This is a genomic window from Pseudomonas sp. QE6 (genome assembly GCF_041379005.1).
Classification (GTDB): domain Bacteria; phylum Pseudomonadota; class Gammaproteobacteria; order Pseudomonadales; family Pseudomonadaceae; genus Pseudomonas.
On the sequence record NZ_CP166873.1, the window covers coordinates 200,157 to 215,509 of the forward strand.

At 67.7% G+C, this 15,353-nt stretch carries 16 protein-coding genes; 7 read left to right on the forward strand and 9 right to left on the reverse strand.

What is annotated here, in order from left to right:
* Positions 1–231: 231 nt before the first annotated feature.
* The 6 genes from tauD to yedA all read right to left on the reverse strand — a co-directional run bounded on the left by tauD (position 232) and on the right by yedA (position 6,034).
* Complete coding sequence (tauD, locus tag ACAW63_RS00925; protein WP_275608776.1) at positions 232–1,068, reverse strand: taurine dioxygenase; 837 nt, start codon at positions 1,066–1,068, stop codon at positions 232–234.
* A gap of 86 nt (positions 1,069–1,154) precedes the next feature.
* Entirely contained in the window at positions 1,155–1,973 is an 819-nt protein-coding gene (locus ACAW63_RS00930; RefSeq protein ID WP_371231020.1) for an ABC transporter permease subunit, read from the reverse strand.
* Positions 1,963–2,754: a taurine ABC transporter ATP-binding protein gene (locus ACAW63_RS00935; RefSeq protein WP_371231022.1), complete on the reverse strand. Its 792-nt coding sequence runs from the start codon at positions 2,752–2,754 to the stop codon at positions 1,963–1,965. The genes ACAW63_RS00930 and ACAW63_RS00935 overlap by 11 nt, the downstream gene beginning before the upstream one ends.
* A gap of 135 nt (positions 2,755–2,889) precedes the next feature.
* A complete protein-coding gene (gene tauA, locus ACAW63_RS00940; RefSeq protein ID WP_371231024.1) occupies positions 2,890–3,909 on the reverse strand; it encodes a taurine ABC transporter substrate-binding protein in 1,020 nt (339 codons plus the stop codon).
* A 196-nt stretch (positions 3,910–4,105) separates the two neighbouring features.
* Positions 4,106–5,002, reverse strand: coding sequence for an acyl-CoA dehydrogenase family protein (locus ACAW63_RS00945; protein ID WP_371231026.1), 897 nt, complete (start codon positions 5,000–5,002; stop codon positions 4,106–4,108).
* A 144-nt stretch (positions 5,003–5,146) separates the two neighbouring features.
* Entirely contained in the window at positions 5,147–6,034 is an 888-nt protein-coding gene (gene yedA / locus ACAW63_RS00950; protein ID WP_371234538.1) for a drug/metabolite exporter YedA, read from the reverse strand.
* 177 nt (positions 6,035–6,211) lie between these two features.
* Here yedA and ACAW63_RS00955 point away from each other — a divergent pair, with 177 nt between their 5' ends.
* Positions 6,212–6,658 (forward strand): Lrp/AsnC family transcriptional regulator, encoded by a 447-nt coding sequence (locus ACAW63_RS00955; RefSeq protein WP_371231028.1) that lies wholly within the window; start codon positions 6,212–6,214, stop codon positions 6,656–6,658.
* Between the two features lie 309 nt (positions 6,659–6,967).
* On the opposite strand, the gene ACAW63_RS00960 is transcribed toward ACAW63_RS00955, so the two are convergent.
* A complete protein-coding gene (locus ACAW63_RS00960; RefSeq protein ID WP_371231030.1) occupies positions 6,968–8,245 on the reverse strand; it encodes an acetyl-CoA C-acetyltransferase in 1,278 nt (425 codons plus the stop codon).
* A 193-nt stretch (positions 8,246–8,438) separates the two neighbouring features.
* On the opposite strand from ACAW63_RS00960, the gene ACAW63_RS00965 reads away from it, so the two are divergent.
* Positions 8,439–9,794 (forward strand): 3-oxoacyl-ACP reductase, encoded by a 1,356-nt coding sequence (locus ACAW63_RS00965; protein WP_371231032.1) that lies wholly within the window; start codon positions 8,439–8,441, stop codon positions 9,792–9,794.
* A gap of 265 nt (positions 9,795–10,059) precedes the next feature.
* Here the strand turns inward: ACAW63_RS00965 and ACAW63_RS00970 are convergent, their stop codons facing one another.
* Positions 10,060–10,464, reverse strand: coding sequence for an EF-hand domain-containing protein (locus ACAW63_RS00970; protein ID WP_371231034.1), 405 nt, complete (start codon positions 10,462–10,464; stop codon positions 10,060–10,062).
* 64 nt (positions 10,465–10,528) lie between these two features.
* Positions 10,529–11,536, reverse strand: a complete 1,008-nt coding sequence (locus ACAW63_RS00975) for an AraC family transcriptional regulator (RefSeq protein ID WP_371231036.1) — start codon at positions 11,534–11,536, stop codon at positions 10,529–10,531.
* A 469-nt stretch (positions 11,537–12,005) separates the two neighbouring features.
* On the opposite strand from ACAW63_RS00975, the gene ACAW63_RS00980 reads away from it, so the two are divergent.
* The 5 genes from ACAW63_RS00980 to ACAW63_RS01000 all read left to right on the forward strand — a co-directional run bounded on the left by ACAW63_RS00980 (position 12,006) and on the right by ACAW63_RS01000 (position 15,340).
* Complete coding sequence (locus tag ACAW63_RS00980; protein WP_371231038.1) at positions 12,006–12,863, forward strand: MaoC family dehydratase; 858 nt, start codon at positions 12,006–12,008, stop codon at positions 12,861–12,863.
* Positions 12,864–12,926: 63 nt separating this feature from the next.
* On the forward strand, positions 12,927–13,244 hold the full coding sequence (locus tag ACAW63_RS00985; RefSeq protein ID WP_275608787.1) for a nucleotide pyrophosphohydrolase: 318 nt from the start codon (positions 12,927–12,929) through the stop codon (positions 13,242–13,244).
* Entirely contained in the window at positions 13,241–14,011 is a 771-nt protein-coding gene (locus tag ACAW63_RS00990; RefSeq protein ID WP_371231039.1) for a methyltransferase domain-containing protein, read from the forward strand. Before ACAW63_RS00985 ends, ACAW63_RS00990 begins: the two co-directional genes overlap by 4 nt.
* 54 nt (positions 14,012–14,065) lie before the next feature.
* A complete protein-coding gene (locus tag ACAW63_RS00995) occupies positions 14,066–14,647 on the forward strand; it encodes a DUF4136 domain-containing protein (protein WP_371231041.1) in 582 nt (193 codons plus the stop codon).
* Positions 14,648–14,767: 120 nt separating this feature from the next.
* The gene (locus ACAW63_RS01000; RefSeq protein WP_275608790.1) at positions 14,768–15,340 is read left to right on the forward strand and encodes a DUF4136 domain-containing protein; all 573 of its coding nucleotides are present in this window, start codon (positions 14,768–14,770) and stop codon (positions 15,338–15,340) included.
* The last annotated feature ends 13 nt before the right edge of the window (positions 15,341–15,353 follow it).

Below are 15,353 nucleotides of genomic sequence, written 5' to 3' on the forward strand. Positions count from 1 at the left end.
CTTTGTTGCCGCAAGTCATGGGGATGACGGGAAATTCCAGGCTGTTGCCGAACCTGTAGGAGCGAGCTTGCTCGCGAACGGGTTCACCGATGAGAGCTGCGTTATGCGGTTCGCTGGCAAGCTCGCTCCTACACAAAAATTCCGTAGGGCGCATAACGCCTATGGCGTTATCCGCCACGGCGGCGGATAACCCGTTCCGGGTCATGCGCCCTACAGGTGCCGCCCCTCAAGTCAGAACGGCTTGTCCCCCAGGATCGTCGCCCGGTGCATCACCCGCCGTTGCGGGCGGTAGTCGTCCACCGCATAGTGCTGGGTCACGCGGTTGTCCCAGAAGGCCACGTCGTTCTCCTGCCAGCGCCAGCGCACGGTGAACTCCGGGCGGCTGAAGTGGGCGAACAGCAGGTCGAGGATGGCTCGGCTTTCCGCCGGCTCCAGCTCGTTGATACGGGTGGTGAAGCCATCGCTGACGAACAGCGCCTTGCGCCCGGTGACCGGGTGGGTACGGATCACCGGATGGCTGCGCGGCGGGTTCTTCTTGCGGGCTTCCTCCAGACGCGCGAGGTCGGCATCGGTGGCGCCGAAGCGTTCCTGGGGGAAGGACTTGCTGATGTCGTGGGTCGCGGTGAGGCCGTCGAGCAAACGCTGCAGCGGCTTGGACAGCGCTTCGAAAGCCGCGATGCCGCTGGCCCACAGGGTGTCGCCGCCGTAGGGCGGCAGCTGCTTGGCGGCCAGCACGGCACCCAGCGCCGGAGTTTCCAGGAAGGTCACGTCGGTGTGCCAGATGGCGTTGTCGCGCACGTCGGTAACGGCGGTGTCGAGCACGATGACTTCGCGCTGCTCCGGCGAGCTGGGGTAGATCGGGTGGATGTGCAGGTCGCCGAAGCGCGCGGCGAAGTTCGCCTGCTGGGTCGGCGTCAACGGCTGGTCGCGGAAGAACAGCACCTGGTGATCGAGCAGGGCCTGCTCGATCTGGCGCTGCGCCGCGTCGTCCAGTGGGTCGGCCAGACGCACGCCGGAAACGACGGCGCCCAGGGCCGGGCTGATAGGTTCGATGCTCAGGGTGGTCATGTTCGTGTGCTCTCGTGAGATTCACGGGAAGAGGCGCTCTCTCCCCTGCCCCTCGCCTGCGTGGCGAGGGCGTCGGATCGATGTGTTTATTCCCAGGAAGCGAAGCGCCTCTGCAGCCAGCGCAGACCCAGCTCGAAGCTCAGCGCGATGGCGGCGATCAGCAGGATCCCCAGCACCACCACATCGGTGGCGAGGAACTGCGCCGCGGACTGCACCATGAAGCCCAGGCCACGGTTGGCGGCGATCAGCTCGGCGGCGACCAGGGTCGACCAGCCCACGCCCAGGGCGATGCGCAGGCCGGTGAGGACTTCGGGCAACGCGCTGGGCAGGATCACATGGCGCACCACCTGCCAGCGGTTGGCGCCCAGGCAGCGCACGGCCTGGATGCGCGACTTGTCCACGCGGCGCACGCCGGCGGCGGTGGCGATCAGCAGCGGCGCGAACAGCGCCAGATAGATCAGCAGCACCTTGGACAGCTCGCCGATACCGAACCAGATGACGATCAGCGGCAGGTAGGCCAGCGGCGGCACCGGGCGGTAGAACTCCACCAGCGGATCGAAGGCCGCGCCCACCAACGGGTTGAGGCCCATGAGGATGCCCAGCGGGATAGCCGTGAGCACCGCCGCGCCCAGCGCCAGCAGCACGCGCAGCAGGCTGGTGCCGACGTGCTGCCACAGCGAGGCATCGACATAGCCCTCGGCGAGCAGGCGCTGGAAGGCTTCCACCAGTTGCTCCGGCGCGGGCAGGAACAGGGTGTCGACCCAGCCCAGGTGCGTGGCCAGCCACCAGAGCACGAAGAGTCCTCCGACACTGCCGGCAGCGGCCCAGCGGCGGTAGTCGCCCGGCACGCTGCGGGACTTCGGCGCGGCAGCCGGGAGTTTGGTGGCGAGGGTTTCAGTGGACATGCTCGGCCTCCGGTTCTTCGAGGAACTCATCCAGCAGCAGTTGGCGCAGACGCGCGAATTCCGGGTCGGACTTGATCGAGCGCACAGGCTCGCCCCCGGCATAACGGCGTGCGAAGTCCAGCGGCAGACGCTTGACGATGCGCGCCGGCGGGCCATCCATCACCACCAGGTCGGTGGCCAGGAACAGCGCTTCGTCGACGCTGTGGGTGATCAGGAACAGGCCCTTGCCGGTCTTGCGCCACAGGTCGAGGGTCAGCACCTGCATGCGCTCGCGGGTCAGCGCATCGAGGGCGCCGAAGGGTTCGTCGAGCAGGAGGAAGTCCGGCTCCACCGCCAGTGCACGGGCCAGGCCCAGGCGCTGCCGCTGGCCGCCGGAGAGCTGGGAGATGCGGTAGTCCGCATGCTCGCCCAGGCCCACCAGTTTCAGCACTTCATGGGCGCGGGCATTGCGCTCGGCGGTGCCGACGCCACGGATGCGCAGACCGAGAGCGACGTTGTCCAGCGCGCTCAGCCAGGGCATCAGTGCGTCATCCTGGAACACCACGCCGCGCTCGCCACCGGGGCCGCTCAGGGTACGGCCGTCGATCTGCACGCGGCCGCTGTCCGGCGCCTGGAAGCCTGCCAGCACGTTGAGCAGGCTGGACTTGCCGCAGCCCGACGGGCCGAGCACCACCAGGGATTCGCCCTTGGCCAGGCTGAGAGTGAGGTCCTGCAGCACGACGCGCTCGCGTCCGCGCTGCTGGAAAGTGAGGCTGACCGCCTCGGCCGTCAGACGGCTCATGTTCTGCCCTCCGTAGGGTGAGAAGAAATGCGTGGCGCTGTTTGCTCTTGTAGGAGCGAGCTTGCTCGCGAACACCTGTCGGCTCCGAAGCCAGGGCGGTTCGCGAGCAAGCTCGCTCCTACGAAAGGCAATTGCTCAGCGCTGGCCGACCTGCACGCTCTGGGCCTGGCGCACATAGTCGGCGCTGACGTAGGGCGAGTAGTCCTTGAGCACCGAAGGCACGCGCTTCTGCTCTTTGAGGAATTCGGCGGTGCCGGCGATGTCCTTGGCGGTACCGCCGCCCAGCAGCGCGGACGACAGCTGCGCCTGGGACTCGGGGAACGCCGAACCGGCCAGCAGCTCGGGCACGTCCTGCGGATCGGCACCGGTCAGCTTGGCGATCTTCTTCACCTGCTCGGAATCGGCGGTCCACTGGGCCTTGTGGGCGTTGTAGTCGGCGAAGGAATCCAGGCTCACGCGAGCGAACTTGGCGATGACCTCCGGGTGCTTCTCGGCGAAGTCCTTGCGGGCCACCCAGACCTCGAAGGTCGGTGCGCCCCACTGGCCGACTTCGGCGGCGTCGGTCAGCACCTTGCCGGACTTCTTGATCTCGCCCAGGGCGGGCGACCAGACGAAAGCGCCATCGATGTCGCCACGGCGCCAGGCGGCAGCGATCTCGGTGGGGTTGAGGTTGACGATCTTCACCTTCGTGGGGTCGATCTTCCAGTGCTTGAGCGCGCCCAGCAGGCTGTAGTGCGAGGTGGACACGAAGGGCGTGGCGATGGTCTTGCCGACCAGGTCCTCGGGCTTCTCGATCCTGCTGCCGTTGCGCACCACCAGGGCCTCGGCCGAGTTGATCTGCGCGGAGACGATGAAGGCCACGATCGGCAGGCCGCGCGAGGTGGCGGCGGCCAGCGGGCTGGAGCCGATGTTGCCCAGCTGCACGTCGCCCGAGGCGATGGCGGCGATCACTTCCGGGCCACTGTTGAAGCGGCGCCAGTCGAGCTTCTCGCCGATGACTTTTTCGTAGGTGCCGTCGGCCTGGGGGACCTTGGTCGGGTCGATGCCGGTCTGGTAGCCCAGGACGATGTCGGCAAACGCGGCGCTCTGGGAGAACAGCGCGGCCGCAACAGCGACGCCGGCCAGGGCACGGCGCACGAAACGAGGTTTGTTCATGGTGTTTCCTCTGAAGGTAACGGCGGTGCCGGCCTCCAGAGAGGGGACGGACCACGGGACGGGATTCGGTGGGTTGAAACGGTGTCCGGTGGTCCGGTAGAAGCTAGATTAACGATATAAAAAACTCGCAATAAATAATATTTGGTTCTTAACTTATGAGCGCTCGCAAGGGCTTCCGTCGCCGATACAAGGCGCCTCACGTCGCGCCAGCGAGCACTCGCGCACGCACACCCTCCTGGCGCAAACCCTCCTCGACCGCCTGCTTCGCCACGGCGGAGGTTTCCGCCACCAGGGTCGCCAGCGCGGCGCTGCGGGTGAAGGTCAAGCCGCTGCCCGCCGCCAGCGCCGCCTCGAAGGCCGCGGCGGACTGCTCGGACAGGCGCAGGCCCAGCCCCAGCAAACGCCGCAGCCCGTCCGCCGCCGCTCGCGTCGGCAGTGCATCGCACGCCTGCATGGCCAGGCCCAGCGCGATGTTCGCCTGCAGCAGCGCCGACAGGCTGCCGCGCAGCTGCGCGCGGGGCGTCCAGGGCAGGCCCGGCGGCAGCAGGATGTCCTCGGGATGCAGGCGCACTTCATGGCAGCGCAGCAGTCCGCCGCCGTTGGGTTCGAAGCGGTCCAGGCCGTCGCGGTCGGCCGGCAGCGCGGCGATCAGCAAACCCTCGCTGGGTGCGTGCCAGGCCGAGATCAGCAGCCAGTCGGCCGCCTCGGTGCCAAAGCAGTCGTGACGCCCGCCTTGCAACAGGAAGCCGCCGCGCCGATGCTCCCGCGCCAGCAGGCGACGTTCGTGATGGTCCACCGCCTCGCCCCACAGCCAGTCGCGCGTGACGCTCAGGGGCAATAGACGTTCACGCTGCTCGCGGCTGCCCAGCAACAGCACGCTGGCCAGTTGCAGGTGATGCACGGCGAACAGCCGGGCCAGGGTGCCGTCGCGCTCGGAGAGGTCGCGCAGGGTCTGCAGCACCTCATCCCAAGGGGCACCGCGTCCGCCGTAGTCGCGCGGCACCGACAGGTCGAGCAGGCCGGAGGCGCGCAGCGCGCGGCTCCAGCGGGCAGAGGGAAGATCGGGAAGGGAAGCGGTCGCCGCCAGGTTCATGCACACCTCATCGAGTGAGTCGGTCAGTGGCCTGAGCGTATGGCGCGCGGGTGTACTGAAGAAAGGAAAACGGCCTCCCTGCGGAGGCCATTCCATACCCTAGCGAAGTCGCAGGGCGGGGCGAAATAACCTTTCGGGCTTAGCTCATGCCGCGTCCTGGCGTCGCCACTGCGGCAGGCCGATCAGCACCACCGCGCTGATGATCACCGCCATCGCCAGGGACTCGGCCAGGCCGATGTGTTCGCCGGCGAAGACCACGCCGAGCAGCACCGCCACCGCCGGGTTGACGTAGGCGTAGCTGGTCGCCGCCGCCGGTCGCACATTGGCCAGCAGGTACATGTAGGCGCTGAAGGCGATGATCGAACCGAACACCACCAGGTAAGCCAGCGCGCCCCAGCCTGCCGCCGTCGGCATCTGCTCCATGCGCTCACCGCTGAGGACGCTGCCCAGCAGCAGCACGCCGCCGCCCACCAGCATCTCCACCGCGCTGGCCATGGCGCCGGCCGGCAGCGACAGGCGCCGGCTCCACACCGAGCCGAAGGCCCAGGCGGCCGCCGCGAAGAGGATCAGCGCCGCACCCGCCGGGCTGCCCTGCAGGTTGGAGCCGAGGTTGAGCAACACGATGCCGAACAGGCCCAGGGCGATACCGGCCCATTCCAGCGCCGTGGTGCGGTTGCCGAAGAAGCGTCCGAACACCAGGGTGAACAGCGGCACGGTCGCCACCGCCAGCGCCGCCACGCCCGAGGCCACGCCCCAGTGCTCGGCGACCGTCACCCCACCGTTGCCGCAGCTGAGCAGGAGGATGCCGATGGCGCCCGCCGAGAGCCATTGCCTGAAGCTCGGCAGCGGCGCGCCGCGCCAGAGCATCCAGGCGAACATGAGGGTCCCGGCGATGATGAAGCGGCAGCCGGCCATCAGCATCGGCGGCCAGGATTCGACGCCGATACGGATCACCAGGTAGGTCGAGCCCCAGATGAAATACAGGGCGAAGAACGCGGCGATCAGGGTCAGGGAAACGCGGGCTCTGGGCATGGTCAGGGTGGTCATGACGGGGCTCGACAAGGAAGGTGGGGCGATTCATTTTATGCAGGTGATTACACGCGGATAAGGCACAGACAACGCCAATACGGGCGTAACACTTTTCAATCGATGGATTTTTTGGCCTATTTCCGTTGAATCCGTTCAGACCCAAAAGCCAAGGTGAAACCGATGGACAAATACGACCGTGCCCTGCTCACCGCCCTGCTGGAAGACGGCCGGATGTCTTTCGCGGAGCTGGCCCGGCGCATCAACCTCTCCCCTCCAGCGGTGGCCGACCGCGTCGCCCGCCTGGAAGCGGAGGGTGTGATCACCGGCTACCACGCCAGCGTAGACCTGTCGAAGATGGGCCGCTCGATCCAGTGCCTGATCGAGATGCGCCTGAACGACCATCGCAGCAAAAGCATGCTCGACCCGCTGATGGAGATTCCGCAGATCATCGACTGCTACCGCATCACCGGCGAAGCCTGCGTGATGCTCAAGGTCGCGGTGAGCTGCACCCAGGAACTGGAAGAGCTGATCGACCGCCTGGCGCAGTTCGGTACCAGCAAGACGTCGCTGGTGCTGTCCACGCCGTTCACGGCGCGCATCCATCCGGGAATGTTGCAGGGCGGTTGAGGTGGGGTTCTAGAAGGAAATTGCGCCCAGCCCCGAGCGACGGTCTCAACTGTAGGAACGGGCCATGCCCGCGATCGCGCGCATGGGGGCCTCTACAAGGGTGCTCGGCGCTCACCGGTAGTGGTAGGAGCGAGCTTGCTCGCGAACACCGGCCGGCACCGAGGCTGGGGCGGTTCGCGAGCAAGCTCGCTCCTACAGGTAACGCCCACCCGACGTGAAAAAAAAGGCGGCGCCGCTTGCGCGGCACCGCCTGAAGTCACGGAGTTGCTACATCGTGGGATCGACAAACGCCGGTCCCGCTGTATTGGATTACCGTTCGACGATTGCGGTCACACCCTGGCCGCCGGCCGCACAGATCGAGATCAGCCCGCGCCCCTTGCCGGCGGCGTCCAGCAGCTTGGCCAGGTTGGCGACGATGCGCCCGCCGGTGGCGGCGAACGGGTGGCCGGCGGCGAGCGAGCTGCCCTTCACGTTGAGCTTGCTGCGGTCGATGGAGCCCAGCGGCGCGTCCAGGCCCAGGCGCTCCTTGCAGTAATCCGCGTCCTCCCAGGCCTTGAGAGTGCACAGCACCTGGGCGGCGAAGGCCTCGTGAATTTCGTAGAAATCGAAGTCCTGCAGGGTCAGGCCATTGCGCGCCAGCAGCCGCGGTACCGCATAGACCGGAGCCATCAGCAGCCCTTCGCGGCCGCCGACGAAGTCCACCGCCGCCGCCTCGCCGTCCTTGAAGTAGGCCAGGATCGGCAGGCCGCGCGCCTTCGCCCACTCCTCGCTGGCCAACAGGACCACGGAAGCGCCGTCGGTGAGCGGCGTGGAGTTGGCCGCCGTCAGGGTGCCGCGCGGGCCGCGCTCGAACACCGGCTTGAGCGTGCCGATCTTCTCCAGGTTGATGTCCGGGCGCAGGTTCTGGTCGCGCACCAGGCCGCGGAACGGCGTCATCAGGTCGTTCTGCCAGCCCTCGTCGTAGGCGGCGGCCAGCTTGTGATGGCTCTCGAAGGCGAGCTTGTCCTGTTCGTCGCGGGGGATGGCCCAGGTCTGCGCCATCAGCTCGCAGTGCTCGCCCATGGACAGCCCGGTGCGCGGCTCGCCGTTCTTCGGGATGTGCGGCATCAGGTGGCGCGGGCGGATCTTCAAGAGGCTCTTGATCTTCTCGCCGTTGGACTTGCCGCGATTGGCCTCCAGCAGGATCTTGCGCAGCCCCTCGTTGACGCCGATGGGCGCGTCGGAGGTGGTGTCCACGCCACCGGCGATGCCGCACTCGATCTGTCCGAGGGCGATCTTGTTGGCCACCAGGATGGCAGCCTCAAGGCCCGTGCCGCAGGCCTGCTGGATGTCGTAGGCCGGGGTTTCCGGCGCCAGGCGCGTGCCCAGCACGCACTCGCGGGTCAGGTTGAAGTCGCGGGAATGCTTGAGCACGGCGCCTGCGACCACTTCGCCCAGGCGTTCGCCGTGCAGCTTGTAGCGCTCGATCAGGCCGTCCAGCGCGGAGGTCAGCATCTCCTGGTTGCTCGCCGTGGAATACAGGGTGTTGGAGCGGGCGAAGGGAATACGATTGCCGCCGACGATGGCGACCCGGCGCAGTTGGGTCATGCAGGGCTCCTAAGGGTGAGCGTTGAAGTGCGGCCAAGGCCAGGCTCGGCAACTTTGCGTACAGAGCCTAACCTTAGCCGTTCGTGTCGCATTGGCCGCCCCGCCGTTGCGCAGGGCAGCGCGGTCAATTGCGCCGAACCTGTGCCTGCGTAGAGTGGTCAGCACTTTCGAGACCCCGCGCAGGAGCCCTTCCATGACCGATCGCTATATCGCCTTCGCCAACTCCAACGTCGGCCGCCGCCTGGTCGGAGCCCTCGGCCTGCCTGCGCCGGTCCGCCTGGAGCGCTGGAGCGCCGGGCGCACGCGGCCAGTGGACGGGGCCCTGCTGCTCGGTGGCGAGGGCAACCTGAACGATGCCGTGCTGGCGTTTTCCGGGCGCCTGACCGATTCGATCTTCGCCTTCGCCGAAGGCCAGTACGGCCTGCCGCGCTGGACCGCCGAGCACGGTCCGAAGCTCAAGGCCATCGTCTTCGACGCCAGCGGCCTGACCCGCTTCGAGCAGACCCTCGAGCTGCGCACCTTCTTCCAGGGTGCGCTCAAGGGCCTGGACAAGTGCCCGCATGTGGTGATCCTGGGCCGCGCGCCGGAATCGATCAAAGACCCCATCGCCGCCAGCGTGCAGCGCAGCCTGGAAGGCTTCAGCCGCTCCCTGGGCAAGGAGATCCGCCGGGGCGGCAACGTGCAGCTGGTGTATGTCGGCAAGGGCACCGAGGACCAGCTCGAAGGCGCCCTGCGCTTCTTCCTCTCGCCCAAGAGCGCCTACGTCTCCGGGCAGGTGGTGCGCCTGGCCGCTTACGACAAGCAGGTGCAGGACTGGAGCCGTCCGCTGGTGGGCAAGCGCGCGCTGGTGACCGGTGCCGCCCGTGGCATCGGCGCGGCGATTGCCGAAACCCTCGCCCGCGACGGCGCCGAGGTGGTGCTGCTGGACGTGCCGCCGGCCAAGGACGCCCTCGACGCCCTCGCCGCGCGCCTTGGCGGTCGCGGCGTGGCGCTGGACATCTGCGCCGCCGATGCCGGCGTGCAACTGGTGGAAGCGCTGCCCGACGGCGTCGACATCGTGGTGCACAACGCCGGCATCACCCGCGACAAGACCGTCGCCAAGATGAGCGAAGCCTTCTGGAACTCGGTGATCGACGTGAACCTGAAAGCCCCGCAGGTGCTGACCCAGGCGCTGCTGGACGCCAACAAGCTGCACGACGATGGCCGCGTGGTGCTGCTCGCCTCCATCAGCGGCATCGCTGGCAACATGGGGCAGACCAACTACGCGGTGAGCAAGGCCGGCCTGATCGGCCTGGCGCAGGCCTGGGCACCGGTGCTGGGGAAGAAGGGCATCAGCATCAACGCGGTGGCGCCGGGCTTCATCGAAACTCAGATGACCGCCGCTATCCCGCTGACCATCCGCGAAGCCGGCCGGCGCATGAACTCCATGGGCCAGGGCGGCCTGCCGCAGGACGTCGCCGAAGCCGTGGCCTGGTTCGCCCAGCCGGGGTCGGGTGCGGTGAGCGGCCAGGTACTGCGGGTGTGTGGTCAGAGTCTGCTGGGGGCGTGATCCCGTAGGGCGTACAACCGTTCGCGGTTGTACGCCGATACACCTCGACCGATCGGATGGCGCCAAGGTCGATCCCGGAGCGCTCTGGGACCATCGCTGGACGGCGTATAACGTCGAACGTTATACGCCCTACGCTCCTGCTCGTCGCCGGAGCCCGCGCGTTTGTAGGAGCGGATCTTATCCGCGAAATCTCACCGACCATCGCGGACAACGGCCATGCACACCGTAGCCCCCACAGATGCCCGGGCCTAACCCCGCCCCAGACTCACTTCCCCCGCGCCGCAATCAACTGCTGGAACTCCTCCGCACTCAGCCGATGGTCGCCGTCGCGGTCGCCGCGCAGGATCAGCGCCGGCTCCTGGGCCATGAACTCGGCCGGGCTGATCTTCTCGTCACCGTCGCTGTCCGGCCAGACCACGGCGGCAGGTGAAGGATGGTTGCTCTGGCTCGGCGGGGTGAGCTCCTGGCGGCTGAGGAAGCCGTCGGCGTCACGGTCCAGCCGACGGAACATGCGCTCGCGCATCGCCGCCATGTCGCTGGCCTCGATGTAGCCATTGGCATCGCGGTCCAGGCGGGAAAAGGCCGTGTCGCCCGTTTCGCCGGCCAACGCCTGCTGGCTACCCAACAGCATGACGCCGCACAGCAGAGCGTTGCGGATTCGGCTTTGCATCAAGAACTCCTCAGGTGGAAAAAGCGCGCAAAGCCTACTCAGCAGCCCACTCGAAGATGTTCGATCACTCCGCCGGAGTCTGCGGCCGGCCCCGGCGCCGGAACTCCACCGGGGTCTCGCCGACCCAGCGCTTGAAGGCGCGGTAGAAGGTGCTCGGCTCGGAGAACCCGGTGCGCTCGACGATCACCTCGATGCGTTCATCGGTCTTGAGCAGCAGGTCCTTGGCCAGCCGGCAACGGTAGTCGGTGACTAGGTCGTTGAAACGCACCCCCGCCATGGCCAGGCGCTCGCGCAGGCGGCGGGCCGGCATGTCCAGGCGGGCGGCGACCTGCTCCAGGGTTGCGCCACCGTCCACCAGCAGCACGCCGATCAGCTCGCGCACCTTGCGCACCAGGTCCAGGCGCTCGACCTCCGCCAGTTGCCGGCGCGCCAGCGACTCGTGCATGCGCAGCAGCTCCGGCGCGGCATGGCGCGAAGGCTTGTCCAGCACGGCGGCGTCGAACACCAGGGCGTAGCGCTCGGCCCCCAGCACCGCCGGGCAGCCGTAGACCGCCTGGTAGCGCTCGGCGGGCGCACCCGCTTCGTGCATCAGTTGCACCTCGTAGGGTTTGAAGTCCCCCTCGGTGAGGGCGTGGAACAGGCGGACCACCGCGCCGGCGAGCATTTCCGGGAAATGTCGGTTGGTCCCGGCCACATGGCCAAGCAGCAACACGGCGCGCTCGCCCTCGATTTCCAGGCGCGCGTTGAGGGTGTCGGAGAGCAGGCGTGCGTAGCGCAGGGCATGGCGCAGGCCTTCGCCGAAGGTCGAGCTGGAAAGGAACAGGTATTCCAGCAGCAGGCCGTGGAACGCCGGCAGGTGGCCGGCGAGGTGGAGGCCGACGTGCTCCTGACCACACTCTTCGGCGGCGGCCTTCCAGAACAGGTTCTGGGCGCTGTGAGGGAAACGTCCGGCGGGCAGGCTGCCGGCGGGCAGGCCGACGCGCGCCAGTACACGGTCGGGGTCGGTGCCGCTGGCGCGCAGGGCGTCGATCACCGGGCGCATCAGCGCCACATCGTCGGTCAGATCACGCATGGTGTTTTTTCTAGTTATCCATGAGGCGGGCCCATCTTAGGCAGCTTTTCTCTCCCCCCTCAAGAGAATCAGGAAGGCCATTGAATGAAATCTCCGGGCGACCGGGCGGTCAGATTGACTTGCCTGCCGCGCGCCGCGTTACCACGGCCAATGCCCGATGCAGAGCACTGGCTAAGCTGATAAGGGGCTGCTGACGTTTCGGCACGGCCGCGAAGGCGCCGCATTTTGCGCAGGGCTAGGCGCGAGGAGTGTGGTTTGGTCATTCCAAATGAACGACGAGTAACGACGCTCTGCGCAAAATGCGGCCCGTCCCTTCGGGTTGCGCGGCAAATCACGCCATGCGTCGTTGCGGGGCTAGGCAAGGGAACGCCATTACCGTCGCCCCGCGTCTAGCCTGGCGTGATTTGACGCAGCAACGCGGCTCGCGCCGAAACGCCAGCAGCCCCTTTTGCCCCTCAGGAGATACCCGATGCCCCGCGATTGGCTCGACCTGTCCGCTCCCCCCGCTCTCACCGGCCTGTTCGTCCGCGCCGCCCTGCGCCGTGGCGTGCGTGGCCGCAGCCTGCCGACCCGCGGCCTGCGCTGCCCGGTCACGGTCGATCCGAAGCACCTTGAGCGCTATCGCAAGGTCTGCGGCTTCCCCGACAACCACGTGCTGCCGCCCACCTACCCGCACATCCTGGCCTTCGGCCTGCAGATGGGGCTGCTCACCGATGCACGCTTCCCCTTCCCGCTGCTGGGCCTGGTGCACCTGGAGAACCGTATCAGCGTCTTGCGGCCCCTGGGCGGGCTCGGGCCGTTCAACGTCAGCGTGCGGGTGGACAACCTGCAACCCCATGAGAAGGGCGTGACCTTCAGCATCATCACCCAGCTCCATGACCAGCTCGGCTTGCTCTGGGAGGGCGACAGCCGCATCCTGTTCCGCGGCATGCGCCTGGACGGCACGCCGCCGGCACGGGAGGAGAGCGCCGAACTGCCGCTGGAGCAGATCGACGCCTGGAGTTGCCCGGCGGACATCGGCCGGCGCTACGCCCGCGTCGCCGGCGACTACAACCCGATCCACCTGTCCGCCGCCAGCGCCCGACTGTTCGGCTTCCCCCGCGCCATCGCCCATGGCCTGTGGAACAAGGCACGCAGCCTGGCGGCACTGGGCGAGCAGCTGCCGATGGCCGGCTATAGGGTCGAGGTGCGCTTCCAGAAGCCGGTGCTGCTGCCCGCCTCCGTCAACCTGCTGGCCAGCGAACCGGCGCCATCCGGGCAGTTCAGCCTGCGCGGCAAGGACGACCTGCCACACATGGCCGGCAGCTGGAGCCCGCTGGACGTTTGATGCGCGAGGCTTGAAGCTATGGGGCTCACGTTGGAGCCCCATCTGCATGAACCTCGAAGCTATATGAATCTCGAAGCCATCACCACGCGCCTGCACGCCATCCGCGATCACAACGACTGGAGTCGCTTCCACAGCCCGAAGAACCTGGCCATGGCCGCCAGCGTGGAAATGGCCGAGCTGGTGGAAATCTTCCAGTGGCTGCGCGAAGACGAATCGCGCCAGCTGCCACCGGAAAAACTGGCCCACGCCGGCCAGGAAGTCGGTGACATCGTGCTCTACCTGCTGCTGCTGTGCGCGGAACTGGGCATCGACATGGAGCAGGCGGTGCTCGCCAAACTAGCCGACAGCGAACGGCGCTTCATCGAGGGGGGCGCCAAGTGAGCGGCTCCCCAAAGACCGGCGACCGTCATTTCGACGAGCTGGCCACGCGCTTCGCCGAGAAGATCTACGGCGGCGCCAAGGGCGCGATCCGCCTCGCGGTGCTCCAGGCCGACCTTGCCGAAGCGTTGCCGGAACGGCCGCTGCGCGTGCTGGATATCGGTGCGGGCCTGGGCCACATGTCGCTCTGGCTGGCCGGGCGCGGCCATGACGTCACCCTCGCCGAACCCGCCGCACCAATGCTCGAAGGCGCCCGCCAGCGCTTCGCCGAAGCCGGACTCCACGCCACCTTCATCGAAGCCCCCTGGCAGGACCTGCTCGGCCAGCTCAACGAGCCCTACGACCTGGTGATCTGCCACGCCGTGCTGGAGTGGCTGGCCGAGCCGCTGGCCATTCTCCCCGTGCTGCACCAGCTGGTCCGCAGCGACGGCTGGCTGTCCCTGGCCTTCTACAACCGCGATGCGCTGATCTACCGCAACCTGCTCAAAGGGCATTTCCGCAAGCTGCGCAAGAACCGTTTTTCCGGCGAGGGCCAGAGCCTGACCCCGCAGGAACCGCTCGACCCGCGCACGCTGGAAGCAGCCATGGACGGGCACTGGCGTATCGAGGCACGCAGCGGCGTGCGGGTGTTCCACGACTACATGCCGGTGGAGTTCCAGCACAAGGCCGAGCCCCTGGACCTGGTTGAGATGGAACTGCAATACCGTCGACATCCCGCCTTCGCCGGCCTGGGCCGCTACCTGCACTGGCTGTGCCGGCCGCAGGATTAGGTGCATAGTCTGCGGGTGCGCACGCCGACCGGTCCGGGCGTGCGGGAGTCCGTCATGCCGCGTTACCTGTTGATCCTGACGCTGTTCGCTGCCCTGGCCGCCTGCCAGAGCCCGAATCCCTATACCGCCACCACGCTGCCGATGCCGCCCGCGCCGGCCTCGGCCGCCCACCCGGGGCTCGACCCCGGCAGCTACCCGGCCGCGCCGATGGACTACGGGCATTACCGCTCCTGGAGCTGGGCCGACGGCACCGGCTTCGGTGGCCCGCTGCAGGATGCCGTCAGCGAAGCCCTCGACCAGCGCGGCCTGCGCCCGGCAAGGAACAATGCCCCGGCGGACCTGCTGGTCAGCGCCCAGCTCTCCAGCGAGCAACGCACCCGGCAGACCACCGACTACTACGGCGGCGGCTACTACGGCGGTTGGGGTGATCCGTGGTACGGCGGCGGTTACTACCCGGTCGTCCGCACCTACGTGGTCACCGTCAGCGTGGTGCGCATCACTCTGCTCGACGCCCATAGCCATCAGGAGGTGTGGAACGGCAGCGCCGAATACGAGAACGGCAGCAGCCAGAGCGACCAGGCCCGCGCGCTGCGCGAGGCCGCGCGCAAGGCCATGGATGGTTACCCACCGGGCTGAGCCGGCAGCGGCCAGGGAAGTTGCCGGCCGAACGGCTCCGCAGGCACCCGCAACCGCTCTGCCGCTTGCCTTTGCGCGGACTCTGCGCTTGGATGGAAGCTCTATCAGGAGTAATCCACCATGATCCGCCGTTTGCTGTGCCGTTCACTGTTTCTAGGCCTGGTGCTGGGCCTCGCAGCGTGCGAAACCACCAGCGTCAGCCGCGACTACGACACCACCCGCGACTTCTCCCGCTACCTGACCTGGAGCTGGGCGCAACCCTCGTTCGAGTACCGCCCGGACGATCCGCGCATCAAGAGCGACCTCACCGAGCAACGCATCAGCCAGGCCGTCGCCGACGAGTTCGACCAACGCGGTCTGCGCCAGGCCCAGAACGGCAACATCGGCGACGTGAAAGTGCGCGCCTACCTGATCGTCGACCAGCGCCAGGACCAGATCACCTCCTACAGCGGTGGCTACTGGAACGGCTACTGGGGTGGCTACTGGGGCCCGCCGCCGATGGCCGAGACCCGCACCGTCACCTACAAGGTCGCCACCATCCAGGTCGATCTGTTCGACGGCAAGGACGGCAAGCTGGTCTGGCGCGGCAGCGGCGAGCAGGTCATGCGCAGCAGCCCGCCCACGCCCGCCGAACGCGAGGCGGCGATCCGCGAGACGGTGCAGAAAGTCATCGCCCAGTACCCACCGCACTGAGCCGGGAGCGAGC